Consider the following 23,185-nt stretch of genomic DNA (forward strand, 5'->3'; position numbering starts at 1 on the left):
GACTCTGACTAAACCGGCGATGACCGGTTTTTTCGTTGTCTTTTTTGTGTTGTTATGCGCATTTCCGGAACTTACTTTAACTCTTTGACAACCTCCGCGGAAGAGGTCATAATAAGTTCTGTTCATAAGTTTTGTTAAATTAATGTCATGTCTAATGTAAACGAACCGTAAGAATAACGTCTGTCGATGGTAAAAAAACGAATAGCCGCTGAAAGCTCCTGAACCTAATATTGGGCGGCATTGAAAGGAAGGCGATACAGGTGCTCTCCACCTCGCGGTTTCGGTTAACGATGACGAAGCCTTTTATATTTTTCTCTGTCATTATGCTGCTCAAAAGCTACTTAGCCTGGATGGTCATTTTTGATGATGTGATGCCTTGGAAACCACTCATTACAGAAATTCCTTTTATCTGGCTTGTGTTCAGCTTGATTGAATGGTTTGCCTCCAAGCGGAAACTTGCTGCCTATATGAGCGTTAACCTGCTGCTGACCGCCATATTCTTTGCAGCTATTATGTATTATAAATACTACGGCGTTATCGTGACGTATCACGCGCTGGAGCAAGTCAACCAGGTAACCGCAGTCAGCAACAGCGTGTTCTCCTTAATGGACCCCTATTATTTGCTGATTTTTACGGATATCATTGTCATGTTCGTACTGCTGTGGCGCAGTGACCGCGTGAAGAAGTGGAAGATTCGGCATGCCAAAAAAGAGAAACGCAAATTCGTTCCCATCGTGTTTGTGTTCTCCCTGATGCTGTGCCTGTTCCAGATTATGCCTAACCGCGCAAGCATGAACGAAATCGTAAAGGCGCAGGAGATGGGAATTCTCAATTACGAAGCCTACACGATTTTCCAACAGGAAAACACCGAGCTTGCAGATGCCAAGACCATCACGCAGGATAAAATCAATGAACTGAAGGGACTTGGAGCATCGGATCAGGAAGCACTGCTCTCCGGTGTAGCCCAGGGCAAGAACCTGATCATCATCCAGATGGAATCTTACCAGCAGTTCTTGATGAATCTGAAGATTGACGGCAAGGAAATTACGCCCCACATGAACAAGCTGGCTCGTGAAAGCCTGTACTTCCCGAACTTCTTCCAGAATGTCGGGCAGGGTAATACCTCCGATGCCGAGTTTGTTGTAAATACCTCCTTCTACATCCCGCCGCGGGGGGCGGCAACGCAGCATTATGCGGACAGGGTCCTCCCTAGCTTGCCGAAATTGCTGCAAGCTGAAGGCTACGATACGGCCACCTTCCATACCAATGTGGTGGAGTTCTGGAACCGCGGAGAGCTGTATAAAGCGCTCGGTTTTAACCGTTATTATGATAAAGCCTTTTTCGGTGAGGATGATAAGCTGTTCTTCGGCGCCTCGGATGATGCCCTGTATTCCAAGACAGCCGCCGAGCTGAAAAAGATGCACGATACAGGAAAGCCGTTTTATGCTCAGGTCATATCGATGTCTGCACATCATCCTTATACCATTCCTGAAGAGAAGTACCGGATGACGCTCCCAGAGCGGTATGATGGTACGTTTGTCGGCGATTATATCCGCTCCCAGAACTATGCAGATGACGCGCTCGGCAAATTCATTGAGCAGTTGAAGAAGGACGGGATATGGGATAACAGCATGGTTGTTGTCTATGGAGATCACCTTGGACTGCCGATCTACTCACTGGATAACAAAGATAAAGAGCTGATGCGCGAAATTTATGGCCGGGACTATAATTCAGGCGATATGATCAACATTCCGCTCATAATCCATGGCGAAGGCCTTCAACCGGAAGTGAAAGAGCAAGTCGGCGGGCAGATCGACCTCTTGCCAACGGTTTCTAACCTGCTCGGCGTATCGTTGGACCAACAGCTTCATTTTGGTCAGGATTTGCTGAACAACACCGATAACAACTTGCTGCCGGAACGGTATTACCTTCCTTCCGGGACGTTTATCAACAATACCACCCTGTACATCCCGGGAATCGGCTTTGAGGATGGAACCAAGCACCCGCTGCCGAGCTCAGATGAGAAGTCGACGCAGGCTTCCCAGGAGGAGTTCGAACGGGCGCTGCAGCTGCTCCACCTGTCCGACAGCTATGTCAGACAGCTGCCACTCCATAAATAATTCGTTTCATGACAGGACAACTCTCCAGGTTCGTAGAGAGTTGTCCTTTTTTTCATAGACAGCTCACCCTGCAATCCTTGTTCCCTATGGGATTACACAACGGAAAGCAACTGGCATTTGACATAGTGGCTTACTTTTTCTTATGATTAATAAGAAAAACTCTATCGACTTACTTTCAGTAGACAGACCGCGTTTAGAGGAATTTTTTCTTGCGATCATCGAATTTGTTCAGCTTCGCTGAAAACTATAAATTTTATAATCTTAACAATATACCTTGTTTTGAAAACCGCATTCGTGGTGAAATTACGTACAACAACTCAAATTACGCATTCATAGGATGACATTTTAGCCATATATTTTTTTAGAGCAACTCGATTACGAATTGTAGGAGTGACGATCCGACTTGGACCCCATACGAAGGATAATCAGAATTATATGTTCAACACTTGGCCTTCTGCTGATCGCTTCCGTTACGCCCGTCCCTCTAGTGGACATAACCGATTCCGCTGCGGCTACGCACGGAATGGAAGCTTCCGAAGGCAATCTGCCTGAGTCGACACCGGTCCCCAAAACGCCGGAGCCTGTTCGGTTGAAGCTGGAAGATAAGCGCCATGTGTCTCTGCTTTCCTTGAATAACGTTACATGCTGTACTGAAACCGATATGTTTCTGATCCTCAAGCACATGCTGCTGGAACCTTTGAAATTCAGGTCGAATTATGTTGACAGCCATGCATAGTAAACCATGGTTATTTAAAAACTAATTCAGATCAGATAAAAAAAGGATGTGTTTTGTTTGGATGACAGTATAGGCATAAATTTATTTTTAGTCGCTGTACTTATTGCAGCTACCGCTTTTTTCGTTATGACGGAATTTGCTATCATAAGACTTCGTCCCAGTCGAGTAGACCAATTGGTTATGGAAGGGCGTAAAGGCGCTCTTGCCGTTAAAAAGGTAACTTCGAATCTGGATGGGTACCTGTCTGCGTGTCAGCTTGGGATTACCATCACGGCACTCGGTCTCGGCTGGCTCGGGGAACCGACCATCGAGAAGATTCTTCATCCGGTGTTTGATAACTTTTCCATCCCGTCAGCTGTAGCTTCGCTAATCTCATTCCTGCTTGCTTTTGTTATTATGACTTATATCCACGTTGTTATCGGTGAACTTGCACCGAAAACGATTGCTATCAATAAAGCTGAAGCTGTGTCGTTCTTATGCGCGACGCCTATTATATGGTTCAACCGCATTATGTACCCGTTCATCTGGCTGCTTAACGGATCCGCCAACAAAATCGTTCGTCTGTTCGGCATGCACCCGGCCAGTGAACATGAGGAAGCTCACTCGGAAGAGGAACTTCGCATGATCCTGAGTGACAGTTATGAGAGCGGGAAGATCAACCAAGCCGAGTATGGTTATGTAAGCCGAATTTTTGCTTTTGATGATATGCTTGCCAAGGAGATCATGGTGCCACGTACCGATATGATCTGCCTGTATGTTGACAAGCCGCTTGCAGCGAACCTGCAGATTATCAAGCGTGAGCAGTACACCCGTTTCCCGGTTGTACGCGGCGACAAGGATCAGATCGTCGGTATAGTTAACACCAAGCAGTTCTTCCTGGAGTTTGATGACAATGCCAGCATCGATCTGTCCAAGCTGATTCATCCGGCCATGACAGTATCCGAAGCGATTCCGATCAAGAAATTACTTCGCAAAATGCAGCAGGAAGGCACGCATATGGCCATCCTGATCGACGAGTATGGCGGTACGTCCGGCATGATCACCATTGAGGATATTCTGGAGGAGATCGTCGGGGAGATCCGCGATGAATTCGACGAGGATGAGGAACGCGAGCTGACCCAGCCTGAGCCGAACCGCATCATCGCTGACGGCAAGGTGTCCATCAATCGGATCAATGATCTGCTGCATACCGATCTGAGCACGGATGACCTGGATACCATCGGCGGCTGGCTGTACGGACACAACTCCGAGCTCGCCAAAGGCGATACATGGAGCTACCGTGATCTGACGTTTACCGTCATCGAGAAGAAAACCCACCGTTATACGAAGCTGCAAATCGTCAAGGAAACGGAAGAAAATACGGCTGAAGAAACATCTGCCGTGGCAGCAACAACGGAACATAACGAGTAAGCGAACCATGAACCATAGCCGCCATGCAGCCCTTACAGGGTGATGCACGGCGGCTTTTTGCATGCTTTGCCGACATTTTAGCACTTTAACAAGTTATAACTCTGCTGTAATATAGAAATTACAATCTGTTATCGTATGGGGGGCAGCAAGACATGAATCGTCAAATAGCTATTATAGGAAGCAGCGGCGGCAATCTGTACAATCTGGGCGGCAGGGACCCGCTCAAGCTGCTGGATGAGATATTGGTGCAGATGGAGAGCGCCGGTCTGTCATGCGGGGCTCTACAGTTCATCGCAGCCCAGGTCTCCATGGATGCAGCTAAGGACTCAACGCCCGCTGCACTTTACGGCTGGAATTCTAGTCAAGGCGAGCCGGTCATTATCGCTGAAGGCACCCTTCAGCAAGTGAATCAGGCTGCCGAGCGGCTTGACCGGGAAATTGCCGAGCAGATTGAACTCGGCGAGATTGACGGTCTCATTGTAATGAGTGCCGACCCGGAGGGCAGCAACCGACACGCCATTGAGGCTGCCGCCAAGTTCCGTCTGCCGGTGACCGGTACGGGAGGAACGTCCATGGCGATCATTCAGACCAAAGGCGCATACGTCATTGCCGCTTCCGGCACAACCGGCACCACCAACCGCACCCGAGCGGTCACGTTTGCTACTTCCCTCAGCAAGCATTGGCGGCTTCCGTATCGGCCGGTCATCGGGAACGCAGCAGCGAGCATCCACGCGGCAGCCGGAAGCTCATCTCCATGGCGCCGCATCAATATTCGAGGCATAATGATGGCCTCGCTTCCCGGCTTCATCGGTATGGCCCTAATCCTCGCGGTCAGCAAAATTCCGGGATTATCGGCACTGACCGAGGTGTTTGATCTGATGATCAAGGCGCTGCCGGTCATCGTGGCCGTTATTGCAGCCAAGCAGGTATCCGAGCTGGACGAGGTCTCCATTGTCGCCGGGATCGTGGCCGGTGTCCTGTCCGTTGAAGGCGGCATTATCGGGGGTATCATCGGCGGAATTGGCGCAGGCATCATTGTCCATTACATATTCCGTCAATGTGTGGAGTGGCGTTTCCCGGCTACGACGGTCAACATCGTTGCAGGCGGCGTCTCAGGGCTGATTGCCGGTCTGCTGGTCTACTTTCTCATCGCACCGATTGCGCTGAGTGCTGGCGAGGGCATCCGCATGCTGATCGAAACGCTGGTCTCCTGGAGCCCGGCCATTGCCGGATTGATTGCAGGACTGCTGATCTGGCCTGCGATCATTGGCGGCGTTTATCATGCGGCCATTCTGCCGATCGTACTGCTTGAGATGGAAACCACGAGCAACAGCTTCCTCGGCGCGGTGGATATGGTCGGCTTGGTCATGGTATCCGCAGGAATTACGCTGGCCAACATCATTGCACCCCGCGACAAAGGGGAGGCCGCTGTAGCCGCTCCCGGATTTGCCATCAATATGGGTTTTGGCACCTTTGTTGAAGCTGCCTATCCATTCATGTTCTCGAATAAATTTGTATTTGCGGGCGCCATTGCTTCCGCTGGACTTGGCGGCATGCTTGTCGGCATATTCGGGGTTCGTGGCACCGCATACGTCCCCTCTTTCATTGGTCCGATCACATCGAATAACACCGTCGGCTTCCTGGTCTCCATGGCAGCCAGCATGCTCTGCTCGTTCCTGATTACGTTCTTCGTAAACAAGCTGTCCGGGTACCGTGAAGCTAAGAATACAATGAGTATGTAAAATGTGAGGGCTCCTCTTCCAGGAGCCCATAACAACAAACGGACGGATCAAGGTTTATCCTCTTGATCCGTCCGTTTCCCTCATGATATTTGCCCCATCAGCCTTACGGAGTCAGGGTTGGCGATTTGCGATGCAGGGTGCCTTGCTCATAACTGTATGCCAGCTTGATCAATGTGCCTTCATCAAATGCCTTCCCGAGGAACTCCACGCCAACGGGAAGCCCGCCATCCGTAAAGCCCGCTGGAACTGTAATTGCCGGGAAGCCGGAGAACGGGCTGAGCCTGTTGTTCACACCCGAGTTCTGACCCTCGCCGAGTTTGCCAGCCGGTTCGGCCGAGGCTGGATAGACCAGCGCATCCAGATTGTGCTCGGCCATCACCTTCAGCAGCGATTCCTGCGTCAGCTTTGTACGGTCCAGCACAATTTTGCGGTACTCGTTGTCGTCCAGGGTCTCGCGAGCTTGTCTGGCTTCCATGGAGCTCTTATGCGATTCCAGATATTCACCGGAAGCAATAATCTCCTCCAGGGAATGGTAAGGTGCATCCTCACCCAGACTCTCCAGGTAATCATTCAGCTGGAATTTGAACTCCCAACCGCTGAGGCTTGGGAATTTCATGATAGCCTCATAATTCGGAATTTCGATATGAACGGCAGTCGCGCCTAACTTCTCCATATCCTTCACGGCTTTCAAAGTGATATCATTCACTTCGTTCTGCTCGGCCTTCGTGCCTGACAGAAGCTGCGTGACAACCCCAATCCGCGCACCTTGAAGACCTTCCTTGTCCAGATAACTCAAATAACTGTCTGGAACACGACCTACGCTCTGCGTGGTCACCAGATCCTTTGCATCATAACCTGCGGTAGCTTCAAGAACGGCTGCCGCGTCCGCTACGGTCCGGGCCATCGGTCCCCCCACATCCTGTGTTAACGCCAGCGGTATAATCCCGTCACGGCTGGACAGTCCAATGGTAGGCCGGATGCCTACCAGGCTGTTTAAGGAGGAGGGAATCCGAATGGAGCCGCCTGTATCCGTGCCAAGGCCGGCCGCTGCAAAGTTGGCTGCAATCGCCGCCCCGGTTCCACCGCTGGAGCCGCCAGGATAATGCCCCAGATTATAAGGGTTTAGCGTCTGTCCGCCAAGTGAACTGGACGTGGTAATATTAAAAGCGAATTCGTCCAGATTCGCCTTGGCAATGATAATCGCTCCGGCAGCCTTCAATCGGGCGACCTGCTCCGAATCGTTATCCGGGATGGAGTCCTTCAGACACACGCAGCCTGCCGTTGTCGGCATGTCCGCTGTATCATAATTATCCTTCACAATGATCGGGATGCCATGCAGCGGACCTCGCGGGCCTGTCGTTCTGCGTTCCTCATCCAGCTTTCTAGCCGCCTCCACCGCCTTGTCGTTCACGGTCAGGATGGCATGGAGCTGATCATCGTAGCGATGGATTCTTGCCAGATAGAGCTGAACCAGTGTGACGGAAGTCACCTTCCTCTGTTCCATCGCCGTTTGCATCTCTGCAATCGTTGCCTCGGTAATGTCAAAAGGAGTTAAATAGGCTTCGATCCGATCGATCAGCACATGAGCATCGGAAATCGTCACCTGCTGATTGGGCGCAAATACCGTACTGCTATAACCGTTCATAATCCCTGCCTTCAGCAAGGCACCTGCAATCTCGGATTCAGCCTCTGACAAATCTGTATATTCGCTTGTGCTCTCCGGCAATTCAATCCATTCATAGATGGCAGCTGCAGCGTCTTTGCGCTTGATGGTTCCGGTTCCGTCCAGGCCTTTGAATTCAAGTCCATTCCCCTTCGCAACCGCGTTCAGCAGTTTGGAGAATTCCTGAACCGTAATAGGTGACGTTAAGCTGCTCTTCTGGATGCTGCTCACTTGTCCAGCGTTCGTGCTCGTGCTGGAACTAGCTTCCGCAGGTGTACCAGTAAGGATGAACGATCCGGCCAGCAATGAGGCACTAAGCAGTGCCGCACTCCCTTTTAATTTCCATGAGGTCATTTTACGCATTGACGCACGCTCCAATCTATCGATGTTGTTAGGTAGTTAGTGACTATCATAGATCATGTAAATTAACCTAACAATCTTTGAATTCGATAATGTAAGCGCATTATTATATGCATATCGGTAATTATCACTTATTTTCATTCATTTATTAAACAATTTCCTCTTTTTATAGATTCGTATAGTATAATGAATGAAGGATATATATGTTAATTAAAATAACATTATACTCTAAATAGCATAAACAAACATCTCCTATCATAAATAATATGTTATATTATATAACATATAAATCTGTGCCTATTGAAATGAATCTAGCAACTACGGCAAACCACAGCATCCTCTCTCATCTTCTCCTTCGCAGAATAAAACAAGCATACCTTACAAACATACCATTTTTTCCGATATGACAGCTAACCAATCAGCCAGAAGGAGCGTCTATTATAGTAGGAGCTGGCTGCCCTATACTGGCAGCTTACCGAATGCCTGAATTCATCCCGTATTCAAGGAGGTTATCACTGCCGTGACATTCAGAAAAATATCTCTATTTGCCCTCACAAGCGTCCTGTTAGCAACTTCGCTCATCTGGAGCAGCGAGCAAGCGGACGTTGACGCCGCCGCTCCGAGCTATTCCGTAAACGTAGCAGGCACACTCATGAATGACGTATATATTCGCCAAGGCAAGGCCTATGTTCCTCTCCAAGGGTTAGCTGAGGCACTCGGGTACGAGATTTCCTATTCTCTGCAAGTGGAACTGGACCACTTCCATCAATATGATCTGAAGGCTCCAAGCGCTCCCCACATATCGGTATGGGGCAACGCAAGCCGGGGGTATACGATCGTGCGGAAGGCAACCCAAGAGATGAGTGTCAATGACATCAACATCTATGAACCGGAGCTGCTGTGCCCGGAAGCATCGGACTCTTGCAAGCTGGATGAGAGCAAATACGAAGGACCTGTTTTCACAAAAAACACCCTGTACGTCCCTGTACGCGACATGGCCAAGGCCTTCAACCTGAAACTGACCATTTCACGAACAAAGAAAGAACACGTAATTGATCTGTCCAGGAACTAACGGTACGATGATGACTCACACAATCAAAAAAAGAAGCCAAGCCGAGTCATAGACTCTGCCAGGCTTCTTATCATAAGAAGAGCTGAACTCCGTCATCTTGATTACATCTCTCTGATCTCGATATCATCCGCAGACGCCATTTTCGAAATATCGAACTCTCTGAAAAAATGGGTACTCGGAAACCCTCTCATGTAATCAAAATCCTGCCCTATCTTCTTCGCAGTATCGGGCGTATTCAAATCCGAAGGATAGTAATTGATCTGAAGGTCCGTTTCCCCCTTTACGGTCACGGAAGGCAGCTTTCGTATCAGCTCCAGCACACGCTCCTGCTCCTCTGGAAGATTAGCTGCGGTGAGATCCGCAAATACGATTAAACTTACATTCTGACGAACTGCCCCATCCGCCTCCTGGCCAAGACTGTTATAATTGCGCTCAAGCGTCTCGGAATCCGAGAATACGTAGGCTTGCGCAAAAGCCTGGTTTGGATACAGCTCGTCCAGCAGTGGCTTCAATTGCTCTTCAAGCTGCTTCCCCCAGAGCAAGTTCAGATAAGTATCATTCGATAGGGTAGGCGGGCTGCCATCATCACTGTTTAGGGTAAACTCCAGATCAGGCGCCTGCTCAGAATGGGCTCTAAGATTATACGAACTGACAGCCCAGGTATAACTTACTTCCGTTACCTTGAAGGGCTCGCTGTACTTCTGTTCCAGATAAGACTCAGCCGCTTCCTGAACCACCCGTTTCTCCGCTGCCGTCTTCATGAAAGGGGAAGATCCCCAGGTGTACCCGCCATATATGGACCCGGCGAACAGGGCCAGTCCGATTAACGTCCTCAGGATGATTTTCCAAGGTGAGGAGAGCTGGCGCCGCCGCTTCTCGTCGAACATCGGTTTCTTCGGCGATCGGTAGTTGAAGTAAACGATGGGTATAATGAGTCCTACAATATGAAGGACAATGACCAGCGGGCCAATAATCAAGCCCAAGAAACCTAATGTGATGAAAAAAATATAAAGAGCCGCTCCCTGAAGCGCCATAAGCAGCACCCCGCCGATGATCATGCCCGGTGTCCCGATATAAAACATCCCGAGCCCGGTGCAGATCAGGGAGAGCAATGCTGCAAACCACTGATGTTTCCTCAAGTTATCATCCATCCTTTATCCCCATGATTTATGTATGATTGTAAAATCTGACACCCTAATTATAACCGCCTTCGGCCGATGGATAAACAATAAGCCCACTTCACCGCAGTGAAATGGGCTCGTAGTCAAACAGATGCCTCGCGAAAGCTCGGCGCCTATTCCTTCGGATGAATCATTTCTTCCGGACGGACAATCCGGTCGAAATCCTCCGCGCTTAACAGTCCGCTGGCCAGAGCCGCTTCACGGAGCGTTGTGCCTTCTTTGTGCGCTTGTTTTGCAATGGCTGCTGCATTCTCATATCCGATATGCGGATTCAGCGCCGTCACCAGCATCAGCGACCGTTCCATGTTCCCCCGGATGACATCCAGGTTGGCTTCAATGCCGATCGCACAGTTCTGGTCGAACGAATCCATGGCATCTGCCAGCAGACGTACGGACTGCAGGAAGTTATAGATGATAACCGGCTTGAATACGTTCAGCTCAAAATTACCCTGGCTTGCCGCAAAGCCGATGGTTGCATCATTGCCCATCACTTGGCAGACCACCATCGTGAGTGCTTCACTCTGGGTCGGATTCACTTTGCCCGGCATAATGGAGCTGCCAGGCTCATTGGCAGGAATGGTCAGCTCGCCGATGCCGGAACGAGGACCGCTTGCCAGCCAGCGTACGTCGTTGGCAATCTTCATCAAATCGGCAGCCAGTGCCTTCAGCGCCCCGTGTGCAAATACAATCTCATCATGGCTTGTCAGCGAATGGAACTTGTTGCTGGCAGAGGTGTAGCTTTTTCCGATCTGCATGCTGATTTCGGCTGCCGTCATTTCTCCGAATTTCGGATGGGCATTAATCCCGGTACCAACGGCCGTGCCGCCAATCGCCAGCTCGCGCATCGGTTCTACGGATGAGGACAGCATCAATTCACATTTCTCCAGCATCCGATGCCATCCGCTGATCTCCTGTCCAAGCGTCAGCGGGGTGGCATCCTGAAGATGCGTGCGGCCGATTTTGATCAGGTCTTTGTACTCCTCGCTTTTCTTCTCAAGTGTTTTCTTCAAGCGGCGAAGCGCAGGCAGTACATGCTCTTCTACAGCGACAACGGATGCCATATGCATCGCCGTCGGGAAGGTATCATTGGAGCTTTGGGATTTATTGACGTCATCGTTGGGATGAACACGCAGGGCGCTGCCCTTTTGCTCCAGCAGCTGGTTGGCCCGATTCGCAATGACCTCGTTCACATTCATATTGGACTGCGTGCCGCTGCCTGTCTGCCAAACGACCAACGGGAAATGCGCATCCCACTTGCCGGCCACAATCTCATCGGCTGCGGTCGTAATGGCATCCACTTTGTCCGCGTCCAGCTTGCCCAGCTTGCCATTCACAATCGCCGCGCTTTTCTTCAATATTGCAAACGCCGAAATAATCTCCTTCGGCATCGTTTCGGTTCCAATCCGGAAATTCTCGGAGCTGCGCTGCGTCTGTGCCGCCCACAGCTTGTCCGCAGGCACTCTAACCTCACCTAAGGTATCCTTCTCAATACGGTAATCCATCCCAACTTCCTCCTTTGGCATCTTTAGTTTAGGCTATCCATGGAACGGGAGCTTATTGCCTGTCCTCACTCTCGAAATCGGCAGATTGAACTCCGTCTTGCCCTCATTTCCAAGTTCTCTAAGATAACATGATGGCTCTTGTCAAAAACAACCTGGAAACCAGACTTCATGGGCAAGCTTCCGCCACTTGTCGTTGAAGCCGCGCTGTCTTCCGCTCCATGAAATAACGTAAACGCTTTATATTCCATCTCTCCTATTATGACACAGACTTGCCCAAGAAAAAATATAGATTCATGCGCTTTATAACAACCACTCGAACCAGCGTGCATGCCCATCCGTCCGCGCGATCGTATACTCGCTTAGCACGCCCCCAAGAATATAATCGGCATGGAGATTGCCATCCCACATATTGTTGTAGACATGTACAATATCACGCGTCTTCCCGATCTCGCTCAGATGCTGCAGCAAGCGGCGTTTGGACGTCTCCGGAATCTGATTGGCCACATGCGTGTGAAATACGCAGATAACGGCCTCCTCCGGGATGCCCTTCACAATTTCAGGCAGCAGTTCAGTCCCGTCCCCTTCCCGAAACTGTATCCCCGATTGATGTTTGAGCACCTCCACAGCCTGCTCCAGCATCGTCACCCGATCATGATAGCCCGGCCAGATTAAGGCACGCAGCCACAAGAAATCCTCCGCGTTACGTACATCGTTCACATGCAGATCAATCCCCATCCGGTAGACCACCGGAGGGCTGGAAGGCAGCAGAAGCGGCAGGCGATCCCCCCTGATCTCTGAAGTCATGCGAACCTTTGAGCCGTTATGACCATAACTCGCTCCATCACCATAGGAATAGCTGTATTGATCCCATAACAGCTGCAATCCGGCACTGCAGCCAAGCTCTACCAAGGCAAGCGGCTTGCGGACTTTGTCGTAGATCGAGCAGAACGCCGGATACAAGTAAGCACAGCGGCGGACTTCATTCGTCTGAACCCGCTTGCTCTCCAGAATCTCGATGAGTACCCCTTCGTGCTTCAGCACAAACGAGCGAAAATGGGGGTAACACGAATTCATCGCTTGCGGCTGCTCTACCAGGCCGGGATAATACGACCTCAGCTCGGCCCCCTCGCCTTGGAGCAGCAAATATTGAACAGCCCCGAACAGCATATTGGGTACCGGCTGACCTGACGGAACAAACGAGGCCACCCGCAGCACCTCTTCATCATCAGCGATATGCCTCGCCAAATACTCATATAAATCGCTGGAGCCCTGACATTCCCGTTCAGCAAAATGACAGAACACGCTGGTTAACCGCTCTAAATCCACCATACGCCACACCCCTAATAGAGAATTAACCCTTTATATCGGCTACAACTATGTTACATCTTTCCAGAAGGAACGGGGATTCCGATCTTTTATCAGACTTATAAGAAAAATAAGATGGGAACAAAAAGAACCGCCCCTGTGAAAAAAGGGGCGGTTCTTCCCATGGACCTTCTATAGTTCCGGAGAATCCAGCCGGTACAATTGTTGATATCGCGGATAGTGCCGCATCAGTTCATCATGCGTGCCACGCATGGCGATTCGGCCGTGTTCCATGAATATGATCTCATCCATCTGCTCCACGCCCACCAGATGATGGGTCACCCAGATCAATGTCCGGTTCTGCAGGCTGGAGAAGATGGTGGACAGGAGCTCCCGCTCGGTTATGGGATCCAGTCCGACCGTAGGTTCGTCCAAAATAACAATGGGCGTGTCCTGCAGCAGGATTCGGGCTAAAGCCACGCGTTGGCGTTCACCGCCAGAGAATCGCTGACCTGCTTCCTGCATGCGGGTGTCGAGTCCACCCGGGAGAGAAGCCACCAGCGGCTCCAGCCGCGCCATGGCAGCAGCATCGCGTATCTCTTCCTCCGTGGCTTCCGGCCGGCCAAGCCGAATGTTGTTCGCAAGTGTCGTATCGAACAAGTGCGGGCTCTGATTCAGTACGGCAATAACGGAAGAGATCTCGTCGCCAAACCGCGCCGCCTCCACACCACCCAGGGTAAGACTTCCCGACGATGGCGCCAGCACCCCCTGAATCAGCTGCAGCAGGGTGGACTTCCCGGCACCTGAACGGCCGATAACGGCCACTTTGGCCCTAGGGGGAATGTCCAGCGATACCTCGGTTAAGGTGTGTCCTGCCTCTCCCGCACCGACAGGCTCCAAGGCAAATGAGCCAGCGGCTGCCCTATCATAGCTGAACATGATGCCATCCGCCTTCACATGAACACCGCCGCGTATAACCGCCTCGGTCTCTTCGTTATTCAGCAGCTGCAGCGGTGCCTGCTTCTCATCGGATTCATCGGCGCTTTCGATGCCCTTAAGCCTCGCCACCGATTGGCCATACTGCGGAATCCGTTCCACGGCTTCGGATACGGGCAGGAATGCGTCCATTAACGGGAACACAACCAGCACAAAAGCCGCAATCAGCGTAACATCCATGGATCCATCCGCGTACTGCCGTCCTGACCAATACACCATCGACACCACCGTTACGGCAACGATGCATTGGCCGATCCAGCCCCGAAGGCGCGACCATCGCTTCAGCGATCTGTCCGTCCGGTCTACCTCGGCTTCATCCGCCTCATAACCCGCCAGGAATTCTGTCTGTCTGCCGCTGACATACCATTCATGGATGCCCAGCACCGCATCGGTCAGCTTCTGGTACAGGTTGTTCCGTGCCTGCTTCATCTCCCGGTTCTTCCGTTTGGTGAGCAGCAGGGATATCAGCGGCAGCACCAGAATCAGCACCGCAACATACAGCGCAAGCAGCAGGGCGAATGCCGGGTCGAACTGACCGACGGCCAGAATGATTCCAGCATACAACACAAGCGCAACGATGGATGGGAAGACCGTTCGGATGTATACATCCTGCAAATACTCGATATCATCAGAGAGCGCGCCCAGCAGATCCCCGGTGCGGTATCGGGAGGATAAGCGGAGGGCTTGCGGCTCCAGGATGCGATACAGCCGCAGACGCATTTGGGACAGGATGCGAAGAATGGTGTCATGGCCCACCAGCCGCTCCACGTAATGGACAACCGCGCGTCCGATGCCGAAGGTGCGAACCCCTACCGTCGGCACATACACCATCAGGATGTTTTCCGGACGGAGCGCCGATTTGGAGATCAAATACCCGGATGTGAACATCAGCATCCCCGCAAACAGGATGGTGAGCACACCCAGTACGACAATCAGCAGAAAACGCCAGAAGTTTGCCGTCACATAAGGCCGAAACCACGATTCCTGCTTCATTGTACTCCCTCCATCTGCGATGTAATCAATCCATGGTATACGCCCCGTCTTGCCATAAGCTCGTCATGGGTTCCTGTTTCGGCTATGCGTCCCTGATGCAGAACGATGATGTAATCCATATCCCGCATCCAGTGCAGCCTGTGCGTTGCAAGAAATACCCATTTATCCTGAAAAAGGGACACCATCGTCTCCTTCAGCTCGTATTCGGTCTCAATATCCAGATGTGCCGTCGGCTCATCGAGCAGAAGAACCTGCCGACCGCCGAGGAGCGCTCGGGCAAGGGCAACGCGCTGTGCCTGACCGCCGCTTAAAGTCCGCCCGCCCCCGCCGATCATCTCGGCCAGACCGCCAGGCAGGCTGTTCACCAGATCGGCCAGGCCGGCCGCTTCAACAGCCGCTTCAACCTGAGCCCTTGAAGCGTCCGGCGCATAGAAGCGCACATTGTCCTCCAAGCTGGCGCTGAATAAATACGGCTGCTGCGGCATATAGGTGACCTCACTTCGCCACTCGTCCCGGCTGGAATGCCCCAGCTTCACGCCGCTCAGCTTCATCTCACCGGATGTAGGCGTCATAAACCCGCCTAATAGTTCGATCAGCGTGGATTTACCCGCCCCGCTCTCTCCGACGATGCCGATCCGGCCTTGACCCGATATTCGGAAGCTGACGTCCTCCAAGGAGGCAGGACCCGCCCCTGCATACTGCAGTCCGATGCAGGACAGCTCCAGTACGCTGCTCTTCTCCCATTGGAACCGCGGCGTGGAGCCAGTACGTGCCGGGATATTATCTTTAATTTTAAATGTTGCACCGGTTTGGGCCTCCAAGCGCTCTTTCCGGGCCACCCGGATGATGGATTGCATCGCTTCCCCTGCCTGCTTGCCGTCCAGCGTTGCATGGAAGTCAGCCCCGACCATGCGCACCGGAAGAAAATACTCCGGTGCCAGGATCAGGATGAGGAGTGCAGGCAGCAGCTCAAGGCTGCCGTTAATGAGACGCAGGCCCAGGTTTACCGCTACGGACGCTACCGACAGCATCGTGAAGAAATCCAGTGCAAAGGAAGACAGAAACGCAACGCGCAAGGTCCGCATGGTCGCAGCCCTATATCCCTCGCTGACCTGCCCTATGCTCCCGCTGTGCTTGCGGCTCTGTCCCAGAAACTTCAGAGTGGTCAAACCCCGCAGCGAATCCACGAAATAATTGGACAGCATCTGGTAGGAATCCAGCTGCTGCTCGGTCTGCTTTCTCGCGGCAAGTCCCACGAGGATGAGAAACACGATCAGGATCGGCATGGTCACCAGCAGAATAATGCCCGAGATCCGGTCCGTCATGAATACGTACAGCCATACCAGCGCAGGGGTAATGCCCACCCCCATCATGCGAGGTATGGTCAGCTCCGCATATTTGCGGAACTTGCCGATGCCCTCCAGCACAAGCGTAACCACATGGCCTGTTCCTTCCGACCGGACAAAGGACGGCCCGTTCCGAAACAGCTCCTCCAGAAGCTGCTTCCTCAGGCTCGTGCCCGTCTCCTCGGCAAAACGCTGTGCAATTCCTTGCTGCACGGTGAAAATGCCGTGGCGTGCCAGAAAAGCAAGCAGGAACAAGGCAATGGTCTCCCCCTGCTCCTGCAGCGTGGATCCCGCGAACAGGGCGGATATGGCTTCCGCCAGCCATTTGGCTTGCAGGAGGATGGCCATGCTCTGTGTCAGGGTACATACGGCGACAAGGAAGAATACGATCTTGGCGCCCTTGTATCCCAGCAGATCTTTTCCCATCAGTACTCCAGATGCTCCTTCTCATGTACCCGTTTGTGGAAAACGAAGTAACTCCAAATTTGATATCCCAATACGAATGGCAGCAGCGATACAGCCACAATGGTCATGATTTTTAAGGAATACGGTCCGGAGGCCGCATTATAGATAGTCAGATCAAACGCCGAATGGATGGAGCTGACCATCACGCGAGGGAACAAGCCCACGAACACGGATGTAACCAGCAGAGCAATGACGGCCCCGGTCATTCCGAAAGCCCAGCCGTCCCGCTTGACGTTCATGAAATACCCGCCCAGCAGGAATGCAAGCAGAGCCAGCACGAGCAGCACGGTTAACACCGCACCACGCTTCTCGAAGATATCCGTCATGAAATAGGTCATGACCCCGAATGCCACGAACAGTGCCGCCACCGGGAGCAGCAATCTCCGGGCCATGCGGCGCGCACGCTCCTGAAGATCCCCTATGGTGCGCAGCGTCGTAAACATTAACCCATGCAGCAGACAGAGCATCACCATCGTCAGCCCGCCAACAACGGTATAGGCATTCACGACATCGAAGAATCCGGCATACATCTGCATCTCTTCATTAATCGGAAGCCCCTGAATGAGGCAGGCAAAAACAACACCCAGGAGGAACGGAGGAAGCACGCTGCCGATGAAGATTGCACCGTCCCACACTCTTTTCCAGCGAACGTCGCCTACCTTGCCGCGGAATTCAAAGGCCACTCCCCGTCCAATCAAGGCCAACAGAAGAAAGACAAGCGGAATATAGAATCCGCTGAACAGCGTGGCATACCAGTTCGGGAAGGCGGCGAACATCGCGCCGCCCGCTGTCAGCAGCCAGACCTCATTGGCATCCCAGAACGGGCCGATCGAGTTGATCAGCACCCGGCGCTGGGTGTCGCTTTTGGCGAGCAGCTGTGTGGACATCCCGACTCCGAAATCAAAGCCCTCTAAGAAGAAAAACCCGATAAACAACACGGCAACGAGCACAAACCACAGTTCATTAAGAGACAGCATGGTAGCCCTCCTTATTAAACGGATCGCTTGCGTGGCGGTCTTCTTCCTCCGCCGCATACGGCCCTTTCTTAATGACTTTAATAAACAAGTACGCCATAACGGCAGCGAGCACCGCATAGATGGCTGTAAACGTAATGAGCGAGAACAGGATGGAGCCTGCACTTACGTTCGGAGATATACTATTCTCCGTGGTGATCAGTCCGAACACCGTCCACGGTTGCCGGCCGATCTCCGTCATGATCCACCCCGACGTGTTGGCGATGAACGGCAATGAAATGCCAAACAGCATCAATCTCAGGAACCATCTGCCAGCGTGCTCGACCTTCTTGCGCAGCATCAGCCAGGCTCCGTACAATCCGAGCAGAATCATCACGCTGCCTGCGGCCACCATAATCCGGAAGCTCCAGAAGGTGGTCCGCACCGGAGGTATATAATCGCCGGGACCGTATTGCTGCTCGTACTGGGCTTGCAGCTCCTTCATTCCGATCACTTCGCCGGAGAATTTGCTATAAGACAGAAAGCTAAGCAAATACGGAATTTTAAGCTCCATCTTGTTCTCCTGCTTCTCCGGATCGATGGACGCAATGACCGTCCAAGCCGCAGGATCGTCACTCGTCTCCCACAGGCTCTCGGCAGCAGCCATCTTCATCGGCTGCGTATCCACCAGATACTGCGCCTGCTGGTGACCGAAGACCGCAACCAGAATGGAGGTGGTGAGCCCCACCACGATGGCGATGTGGAATGATTTTTTGAAGAAATCCAGATCCTGCTTCTTCATCAGCTTGTAGGCACTCACGCCTGCTACCAGGAACGCCCCGGTGGCCAGTGCCCCAAAGATCGTGTGCGGGAATTCTACCAGCAGCTGCCCATTGGTGATCAATGCCAGGAAATCATTCATCTCCGCTCGTCCATTATTCATCTCGAACCCAACGGGACGCTGCATGAACGAATTGGCCGCCAGAATCCAGAAGGCCGACATCAGGGTGCCGAAGGACACCAGCCAGATGCTGAGCAGATGGACCTTCTTCGATAACCGGTCCCAGCCGAATATCCATAACCCGATAAATGTTGACTCGAGGAAAAAGGCCAACAAGGCCTCGATGGCAAGCGGCGCGCCAAACACATCCCCAACAAATCGCGAATAATCCGACCAGTTCATGCCGAACTGGAACTCCTGCAGAATTCCTGTCACTACCCCGACCGCAAAATTAATCAGGAACAGCTTCCCCCAGAACTTGGCCATTTTCTTGTATACTTCCTGGCCTTTGACAACATACATCGTCTCCATGATGGCAATCAAAAACGCTAATCCGATAGACAACGGTACGAAAATAAAGTGAAAAATGGTTGTCGATGCGAACTGAATTCGCGCCAGCATAACCGGATCCATAAAGATACCCCTTCCTTTAGCTCACGTGATCACTTTAAATTTGATTCTTTTTGTATTTTCGCAGACTGCGGCAGAAAGGATTGTGATCAATATCACAATATTAGGAAGGATTAGGGGCAAAAAGTTATAAATTTGTGACGAAAATCACTAAGTGCGAATGGAATTATGTGAGGTTTATCCATTGGAGCATGACTTGCCGCATCCCCTCACAGGTCAAGCCCGGTATTTACGCACCAAAAAAAGCAGGTTCGCCATGTAGGCCAACCTGCTTTAATGTATGCCGCCACCTTATTGAATCGCGCGAATCTCCGTCTCGATGAGCTTGAACTCCGTCACGTCCGCGATGCCGCGATTGGTAATGCGGATTTCCGGAATCACCGGCAGCGCGATCAGGGAGAAGGTCATGAACGGCGCATGGATGAAGCACCCCAGCTCCTTCCAGGCTTCCTCCAGTGCAGCAACTTCTTCCGCTACGATCTCCACTGGACGATCCGCCAGCAAGCCGGCAATGGGCATGGCCACCTTCGCGAGCACCTGACCGTCACGCACCACGATCATCCCGCCGCCGCAAGCTGCCAGCTCATTCGCCGCTAGCGCCATATCCTCGGCACTCGTGCCCATTACCAGCAGATTATGGCTGTCATGCGCCACCGTGGAAGCGACCGCACCGGATTTCAATCCGAAGCCGCTCGCAAAGCCAAGCGAGATTTGTCCGGTTGCGCCATGGCGCTCGATGCACGCAAGCTGAACCACGTCCTGGTTAAGATCAGGCTGAATGATGCCCTGCTGCACGGGGAGCACCGCTGTCATTTTGGCTGTGCGGGCACTGTTCTCGATGACCCGCACCACGTTGACTTCCGTGCGTGCGGTATCCCATTTGCTGCGGAGCAGGAAATCCTCCGCTGTCAACGGACGCTGCAGGCGAACCGAATGGAACGCTTTTTCCGGGTATTGGTATACAGGGAATAGCTTCACAACTTGGCCGTTCTCCGCAACCACCTCACCATCAGTAATTACAATCGACGGCACCATGCTGTTCAGATCATCAAGCAGCAGAATGTCTGCCGTTTTACCTGGCGAGATGCTCCCGAGTTCGAGATCCATCCCGAAGTACCGAGCCACGTTGATCGTGCCCATCTGGATGGCCGTCACCGGATCCACACCCTCTTCGATCGCACGGCGCACCACATGGTTCATATGGCCAAGCCTCAGCAGCGTCTGCGGATACACGTCATCCGTCACCAAGGAGATATTGTCCGTACGCACCTTGTCTTCCGTCACCACCTTGATGACTTCCTTCACGTCCTGCCAAGCCGATCCTTCACGGATCATCAGGTGCATCCCGAGGCGAACCTTCTCTAGCGCCTGCTCTCTCGTCACCGTTTCATGATCGGAGCTTACCCCGGTTGCCAGATACGCCTGAAGCATCCGGTCGTCCTCTGCGGGAAAATGTCCCGTCACCGTCTTGCCGGCACGCAGCGTGGCTTCGATCTCACCGCTCATCGTCGGATCGCCATATACCACGCCCGGGAAGTTCATGACTTCGCCAAGCCCGGCAACTCCAGGCCAGGTCAGCCCTTCTTCGATATCTTCCACGCCAAGCTGGGCTCCGGCATCCTCCAGATCAAACGTCGCCGGCACGCAGGAAGGGATGGTGGTGAATACCTTAAGCGGCAGCTGCTGTCCTTCCTCGTGCATCCACCGCACACCTTCCATACCGAATACATTGGCGATCTCATGAGGGTCCATATAGATCCCGGTGGTTCCGCTAACGATGGCCGCTTTCGCAAACTCGGTCACGGTCAGCATCGTGCTCTCCACATGCATATGGCCGTCAAGCAGACCCGGCGAGATGTAACGGCCATTCGCCTCGATGACCCGGGTCCCTTCCCCGTATCGTATGATTGGCGCTGCCGATATAAGCGTATGCGTCCGAATGCCATCGCCACGTCCACCTGCTCCTGAAGCTCGCCTGTAAACACATTGACCAGCGTGCCGTTCTTGATAACCAGGTCGGCCGGTGCCTGTCCTAACGCCACTTTCCCCAGCTCCCGGCTGACCTCGTATCGTTTCTGTCTCTTGCTTGAACTCATGATGAATGCACGCTCCCCTTTTTTTAGATATCAGAAAGTATAAACTTCAAAGCTTGTGACTTCCTGATATTGCAATAAAGACTTCTTCTAACTTCGATCTGTCATCTGTGAAAGTACGTCGATAGACGTTTTTCTTATGATGAAACGGTAAAAGTACAAAATCAATTCTACGCGCAAGCACGTAAAACAACCCGGACAGCGTATCTGCCCGGGTTGCCTGAACTAACTATATCCATAGAGGAAGAGAAGCCCGGTGCATCAGCAATGCATTGCTAATAGTCTGCACAACACCCCATCCGTTAAAACCTGCCGGTACCCGGATTCCAAGGTGATCTTACCGCCCGCCTCTCCATTCCATTCGAAGCCGGGCGCTGGACTCTGGCTCTCATCCTTCATGTAGTCAAGTCATTTACGGTAACCTGGTAGAAACGCCTGGGCCCTATTCCCCGGCATATACATTAAGATTTGATTTTGATCCTGTTTACCCTTCAATTCTCTTTTGTTTCATTTGTTGTATGAATTATAATCTTCTTGCCCGAGAAGTCAAGTGTTTGGAAAGAACTGCACATCGGCGGCAACGGCCTCTACGCCAGTTTCCTCCCCATGTTCTGTACGCGCTCAAGCCATTGCTTTTTTGCGCTCTCAGGCATTTTGCGAAGCTGCGTGATGTTCGTGGCACGAACCGAGCTCACGCCGCAGAACTTCAGAATGGAATGCTTCATCATTTGATGCCCGGGCTGACCCAGATAGAAGCGATAGTAAACGTAGGGCGAATCCATCGTGACAATCAATCGGGCGGTTTTCCCTTTGAGCAGCTGCTCCGGCAATGGAGAGTTCCGGCGGTACTTAAACGCAAAGCCCGGCAAAAAGACTCGGTCGATAAACCCCTTCAGCAGTGCCGGCATGCCGCCCCACCAGTTCGGATACACAAATACCAGATGATCCGCCCATGCGATGAGCTTCTGCGCTTCTTGCAGATCGGGCTCCAGAGCTTGATTCCCCTTATAGCCGCCGGTCAGGCTCAGATCAAAATCCATCTCTGCAAGCACCAGCTCACGCACCTCTGCCCCTGATTCGACTGCCCCCTGCGCATATCCCTTGGCCAAATGACTCCCATAACTGTTCTCAACCGGATTGCCCTGAATAATCAAAATCTTTTTCATACACGTTCCCCCTGTTAGTTTGGTTAATAAACACTAACCTTAAGGTAAAAAGAAAAGGTCACGCCGGACCCTTCCCTAAACCTGTCAAAGCCAGTAGATGTGCCGTCACCTCAGGCGCCAGCGCCGAGAGCGGTTCCTCAAGCTCCCCTTGCATCGTTGAAACGGCCAGCTGATTGAATGCACCGATGATCAACACCGCGGTTAAGCGTATATTCTGCGGCGGAATATCCCGCTGCAACACCGCTTGATCGAGCAGATCGCATAATGCATCGAGCGGCTGACGCCCCCTGCTCTTGAGCACCTCCGTAAACAGCTCGTGATGCTGGGACAACAGCAGCAAGCCGTATTTATCCTCGTCATAAGACTCCAATACACGGGTGACCAAGGCGGACAATCTCTCTGCGAACAGTCCGGTCTGGGAAGCGTAATCATCCACCAAACGTGTGTAACTGCCGCAGTATTCCTCGAATGCCTCCGCAGCAACGGCATCCTTATTCGTAAAATGCTTATAGATCGCTGCATCCGTCACACCGGCTGCCGCGCCGATCTCCTTTACCGATACCCCGTCAACGCCCTTCTCGGCAAAGAGTTTCATGGCCGCCTGCAATATTTCCTTCTTCTTGCTATCGAAATGCGGTTTCTTTTTCATAATCATATCATAAGTGAACACT

15 protein-coding genes, 1 pseudogene and 1 riboswitch are annotated in these 23,185 nt (G+C 52.2%); of the genes and pseudogenes, 5 read left to right on the top strand and 11 right to left on the bottom strand.

Features of this window, described 5'->3' with window-relative positions; genetic code table 11:
* Window positions 1-260: 260 nt before the first annotated feature.
* From PVOR_RS00230 to PVOR_RS00245, 4 genes are all read left to right on the top strand, one after another.
* Window positions 261-2,120, top strand: coding sequence for an LTA synthase family protein (locus PVOR_RS00230; protein ID WP_006207033.1), 1,860 nt, complete (start codon window positions 261-263; stop codon window positions 2,118-2,120).
* A 487-nt stretch (window positions 2,121-2,607) separates the two neighbouring features.
* Complete coding sequence (locus tag PVOR_RS00235) at window positions 2,608-2,856, top strand: hypothetical protein (protein WP_231887955.1); 249 nt, start codon at window positions 2,608-2,610, stop codon at window positions 2,854-2,856.
* 57 nt (window positions 2,857-2,913) lie between these two features.
* The gene (locus PVOR_RS00240; RefSeq protein WP_040680020.1) at window positions 2,914-4,266 is read left to right on the top strand and encodes a hemolysin family protein; all 1,353 of its coding nucleotides are present in this window, start codon (window positions 2,914-2,916) and stop codon (window positions 4,264-4,266) included.
* Between the two features lie 152 nt (window positions 4,267-4,418).
* Window positions 4,419-6,008 (top strand): hypothetical protein, encoded by a 1,590-nt coding sequence (locus PVOR_RS00245; RefSeq protein WP_006207037.1) that lies wholly within the window; start codon window positions 4,419-4,421, stop codon window positions 6,006-6,008.
* A gap of 103 nt (window positions 6,009-6,111) precedes the next feature.
* On the opposite strand, the gene PVOR_RS00250 is transcribed toward PVOR_RS00245, so the two are convergent.
* Complete coding sequence (locus PVOR_RS00250; protein WP_006207038.1) at window positions 6,112-8,034, bottom strand: amidase family protein; 1,923 nt, start codon at window positions 8,032-8,034, stop codon at window positions 6,112-6,114.
* Between the two features lie 517 nt (window positions 8,035-8,551).
* Here PVOR_RS00250 and PVOR_RS00255 point away from each other — a divergent pair.
* Window positions 8,552-9,103, top strand: a complete 552-nt coding sequence (locus PVOR_RS00255; protein ID WP_006207039.1) for a hypothetical protein — start codon at window positions 8,552-8,554, stop codon at window positions 9,101-9,103.
* Between the two features lie 101 nt (window positions 9,104-9,204).
* Here PVOR_RS00255 and PVOR_RS00260 read toward each other — a convergent pair whose 3' ends face one another.
* From PVOR_RS00260 to PVOR_RS00305, 10 genes and pseudogenes are all read right to left on the bottom strand, one after another.
* On the bottom strand, window positions 9,205-10,242 hold the full coding sequence (locus tag PVOR_RS00260) for a hypothetical protein (protein WP_040680055.1): 1,038 nt from the start codon (window positions 10,240-10,242) through the stop codon (window positions 9,205-9,207).
* Between the two features lie 155 nt (window positions 10,243-10,397).
* Window positions 10,398-11,786: a class II fumarate hydratase gene (gene fumC / locus PVOR_RS00265; protein WP_006207041.1), complete on the bottom strand. Its 1,389-nt coding sequence runs from the start codon at window positions 11,784-11,786 to the stop codon at window positions 10,398-10,400.
* A 300-nt stretch (window positions 11,787-12,086) separates the two neighbouring features.
* A complete protein-coding gene (locus PVOR_RS00270) occupies window positions 12,087-13,115 on the bottom strand; it encodes a DUF2332 domain-containing protein (protein ID WP_006207042.1) in 1,029 nt (342 codons plus the stop codon).
* 168 nt (window positions 13,116-13,283) lie between these two features.
* Complete coding sequence (gene cydC, locus PVOR_RS00275) at window positions 13,284-15,080, bottom strand: thiol reductant ABC exporter subunit CydC (protein WP_006207043.1); 1,797 nt, start codon at window positions 15,078-15,080, stop codon at window positions 13,284-13,286.
* On the bottom strand, window positions 15,077-16,852 hold the full coding sequence (gene cydD / locus PVOR_RS00280; protein ID WP_006207044.1) for a thiol reductant ABC exporter subunit CydD: 1,776 nt from the start codon (window positions 16,850-16,852) through the stop codon (window positions 15,077-15,079). Before cydD ends, cydC begins: the two co-directional genes overlap by 4 nt.
* Window positions 16,852-17,868: a cytochrome d ubiquinol oxidase subunit II gene (gene cydB, locus PVOR_RS00285; protein WP_006207045.1), complete on the bottom strand. Its 1,017-nt coding sequence runs from the start codon at window positions 17,866-17,868 to the stop codon at window positions 16,852-16,854. Before cydB ends, cydD begins: the two co-directional genes overlap by 1 nt.
* Entirely contained in the window at window positions 17,855-19,258 is a 1,404-nt protein-coding gene (locus tag PVOR_RS00290; protein WP_006207046.1) for a cytochrome ubiquinol oxidase subunit I, read from the bottom strand. The genes cydB and PVOR_RS00290 overlap by 14 nt, the downstream gene beginning before the upstream one ends.
* Before the next feature lie 288 nt (window positions 19,259-19,546).
* Window positions 19,547-21,351, bottom strand: a pseudogene (gene ade, locus PVOR_RS00295) (adenine deaminase).
* Window positions 21,352-21,728: 377 nt separating this feature from the next.
* A riboswitch (purine riboswitch) is annotated at window positions 21,729-21,830 on the bottom strand.
* Window positions 21,831-21,935: 105 nt separating this feature from the next.
* Entirely contained in the window at window positions 21,936-22,514 is a 579-nt protein-coding gene (locus tag PVOR_RS00300; protein ID WP_006207047.1) for an NAD(P)H-dependent oxidoreductase, read from the bottom strand.
* Window positions 22,515-22,572: 58 nt separating this feature from the next.
* Window positions 22,573-23,163 carry a TetR/AcrR family transcriptional regulator gene (locus PVOR_RS00305; protein ID WP_200860809.1) on the bottom strand — a complete coding sequence of 197 codons (591 nt, stop codon included), beginning with the start codon at window positions 23,161-23,163 and terminating at the stop codon, window positions 22,573-22,575.
* Between the last annotated feature and the right edge of the window lie 22 nt (window positions 23,164-23,185).

Source organism: Paenibacillus vortex V453, from assembly GCF_000193415.1.
GTDB classification, from domain to species: domain Bacteria; phylum Bacillota; class Bacilli; order Paenibacillales; family Paenibacillaceae; genus Paenibacillus_AQ; species Paenibacillus_AQ glucanolyticus.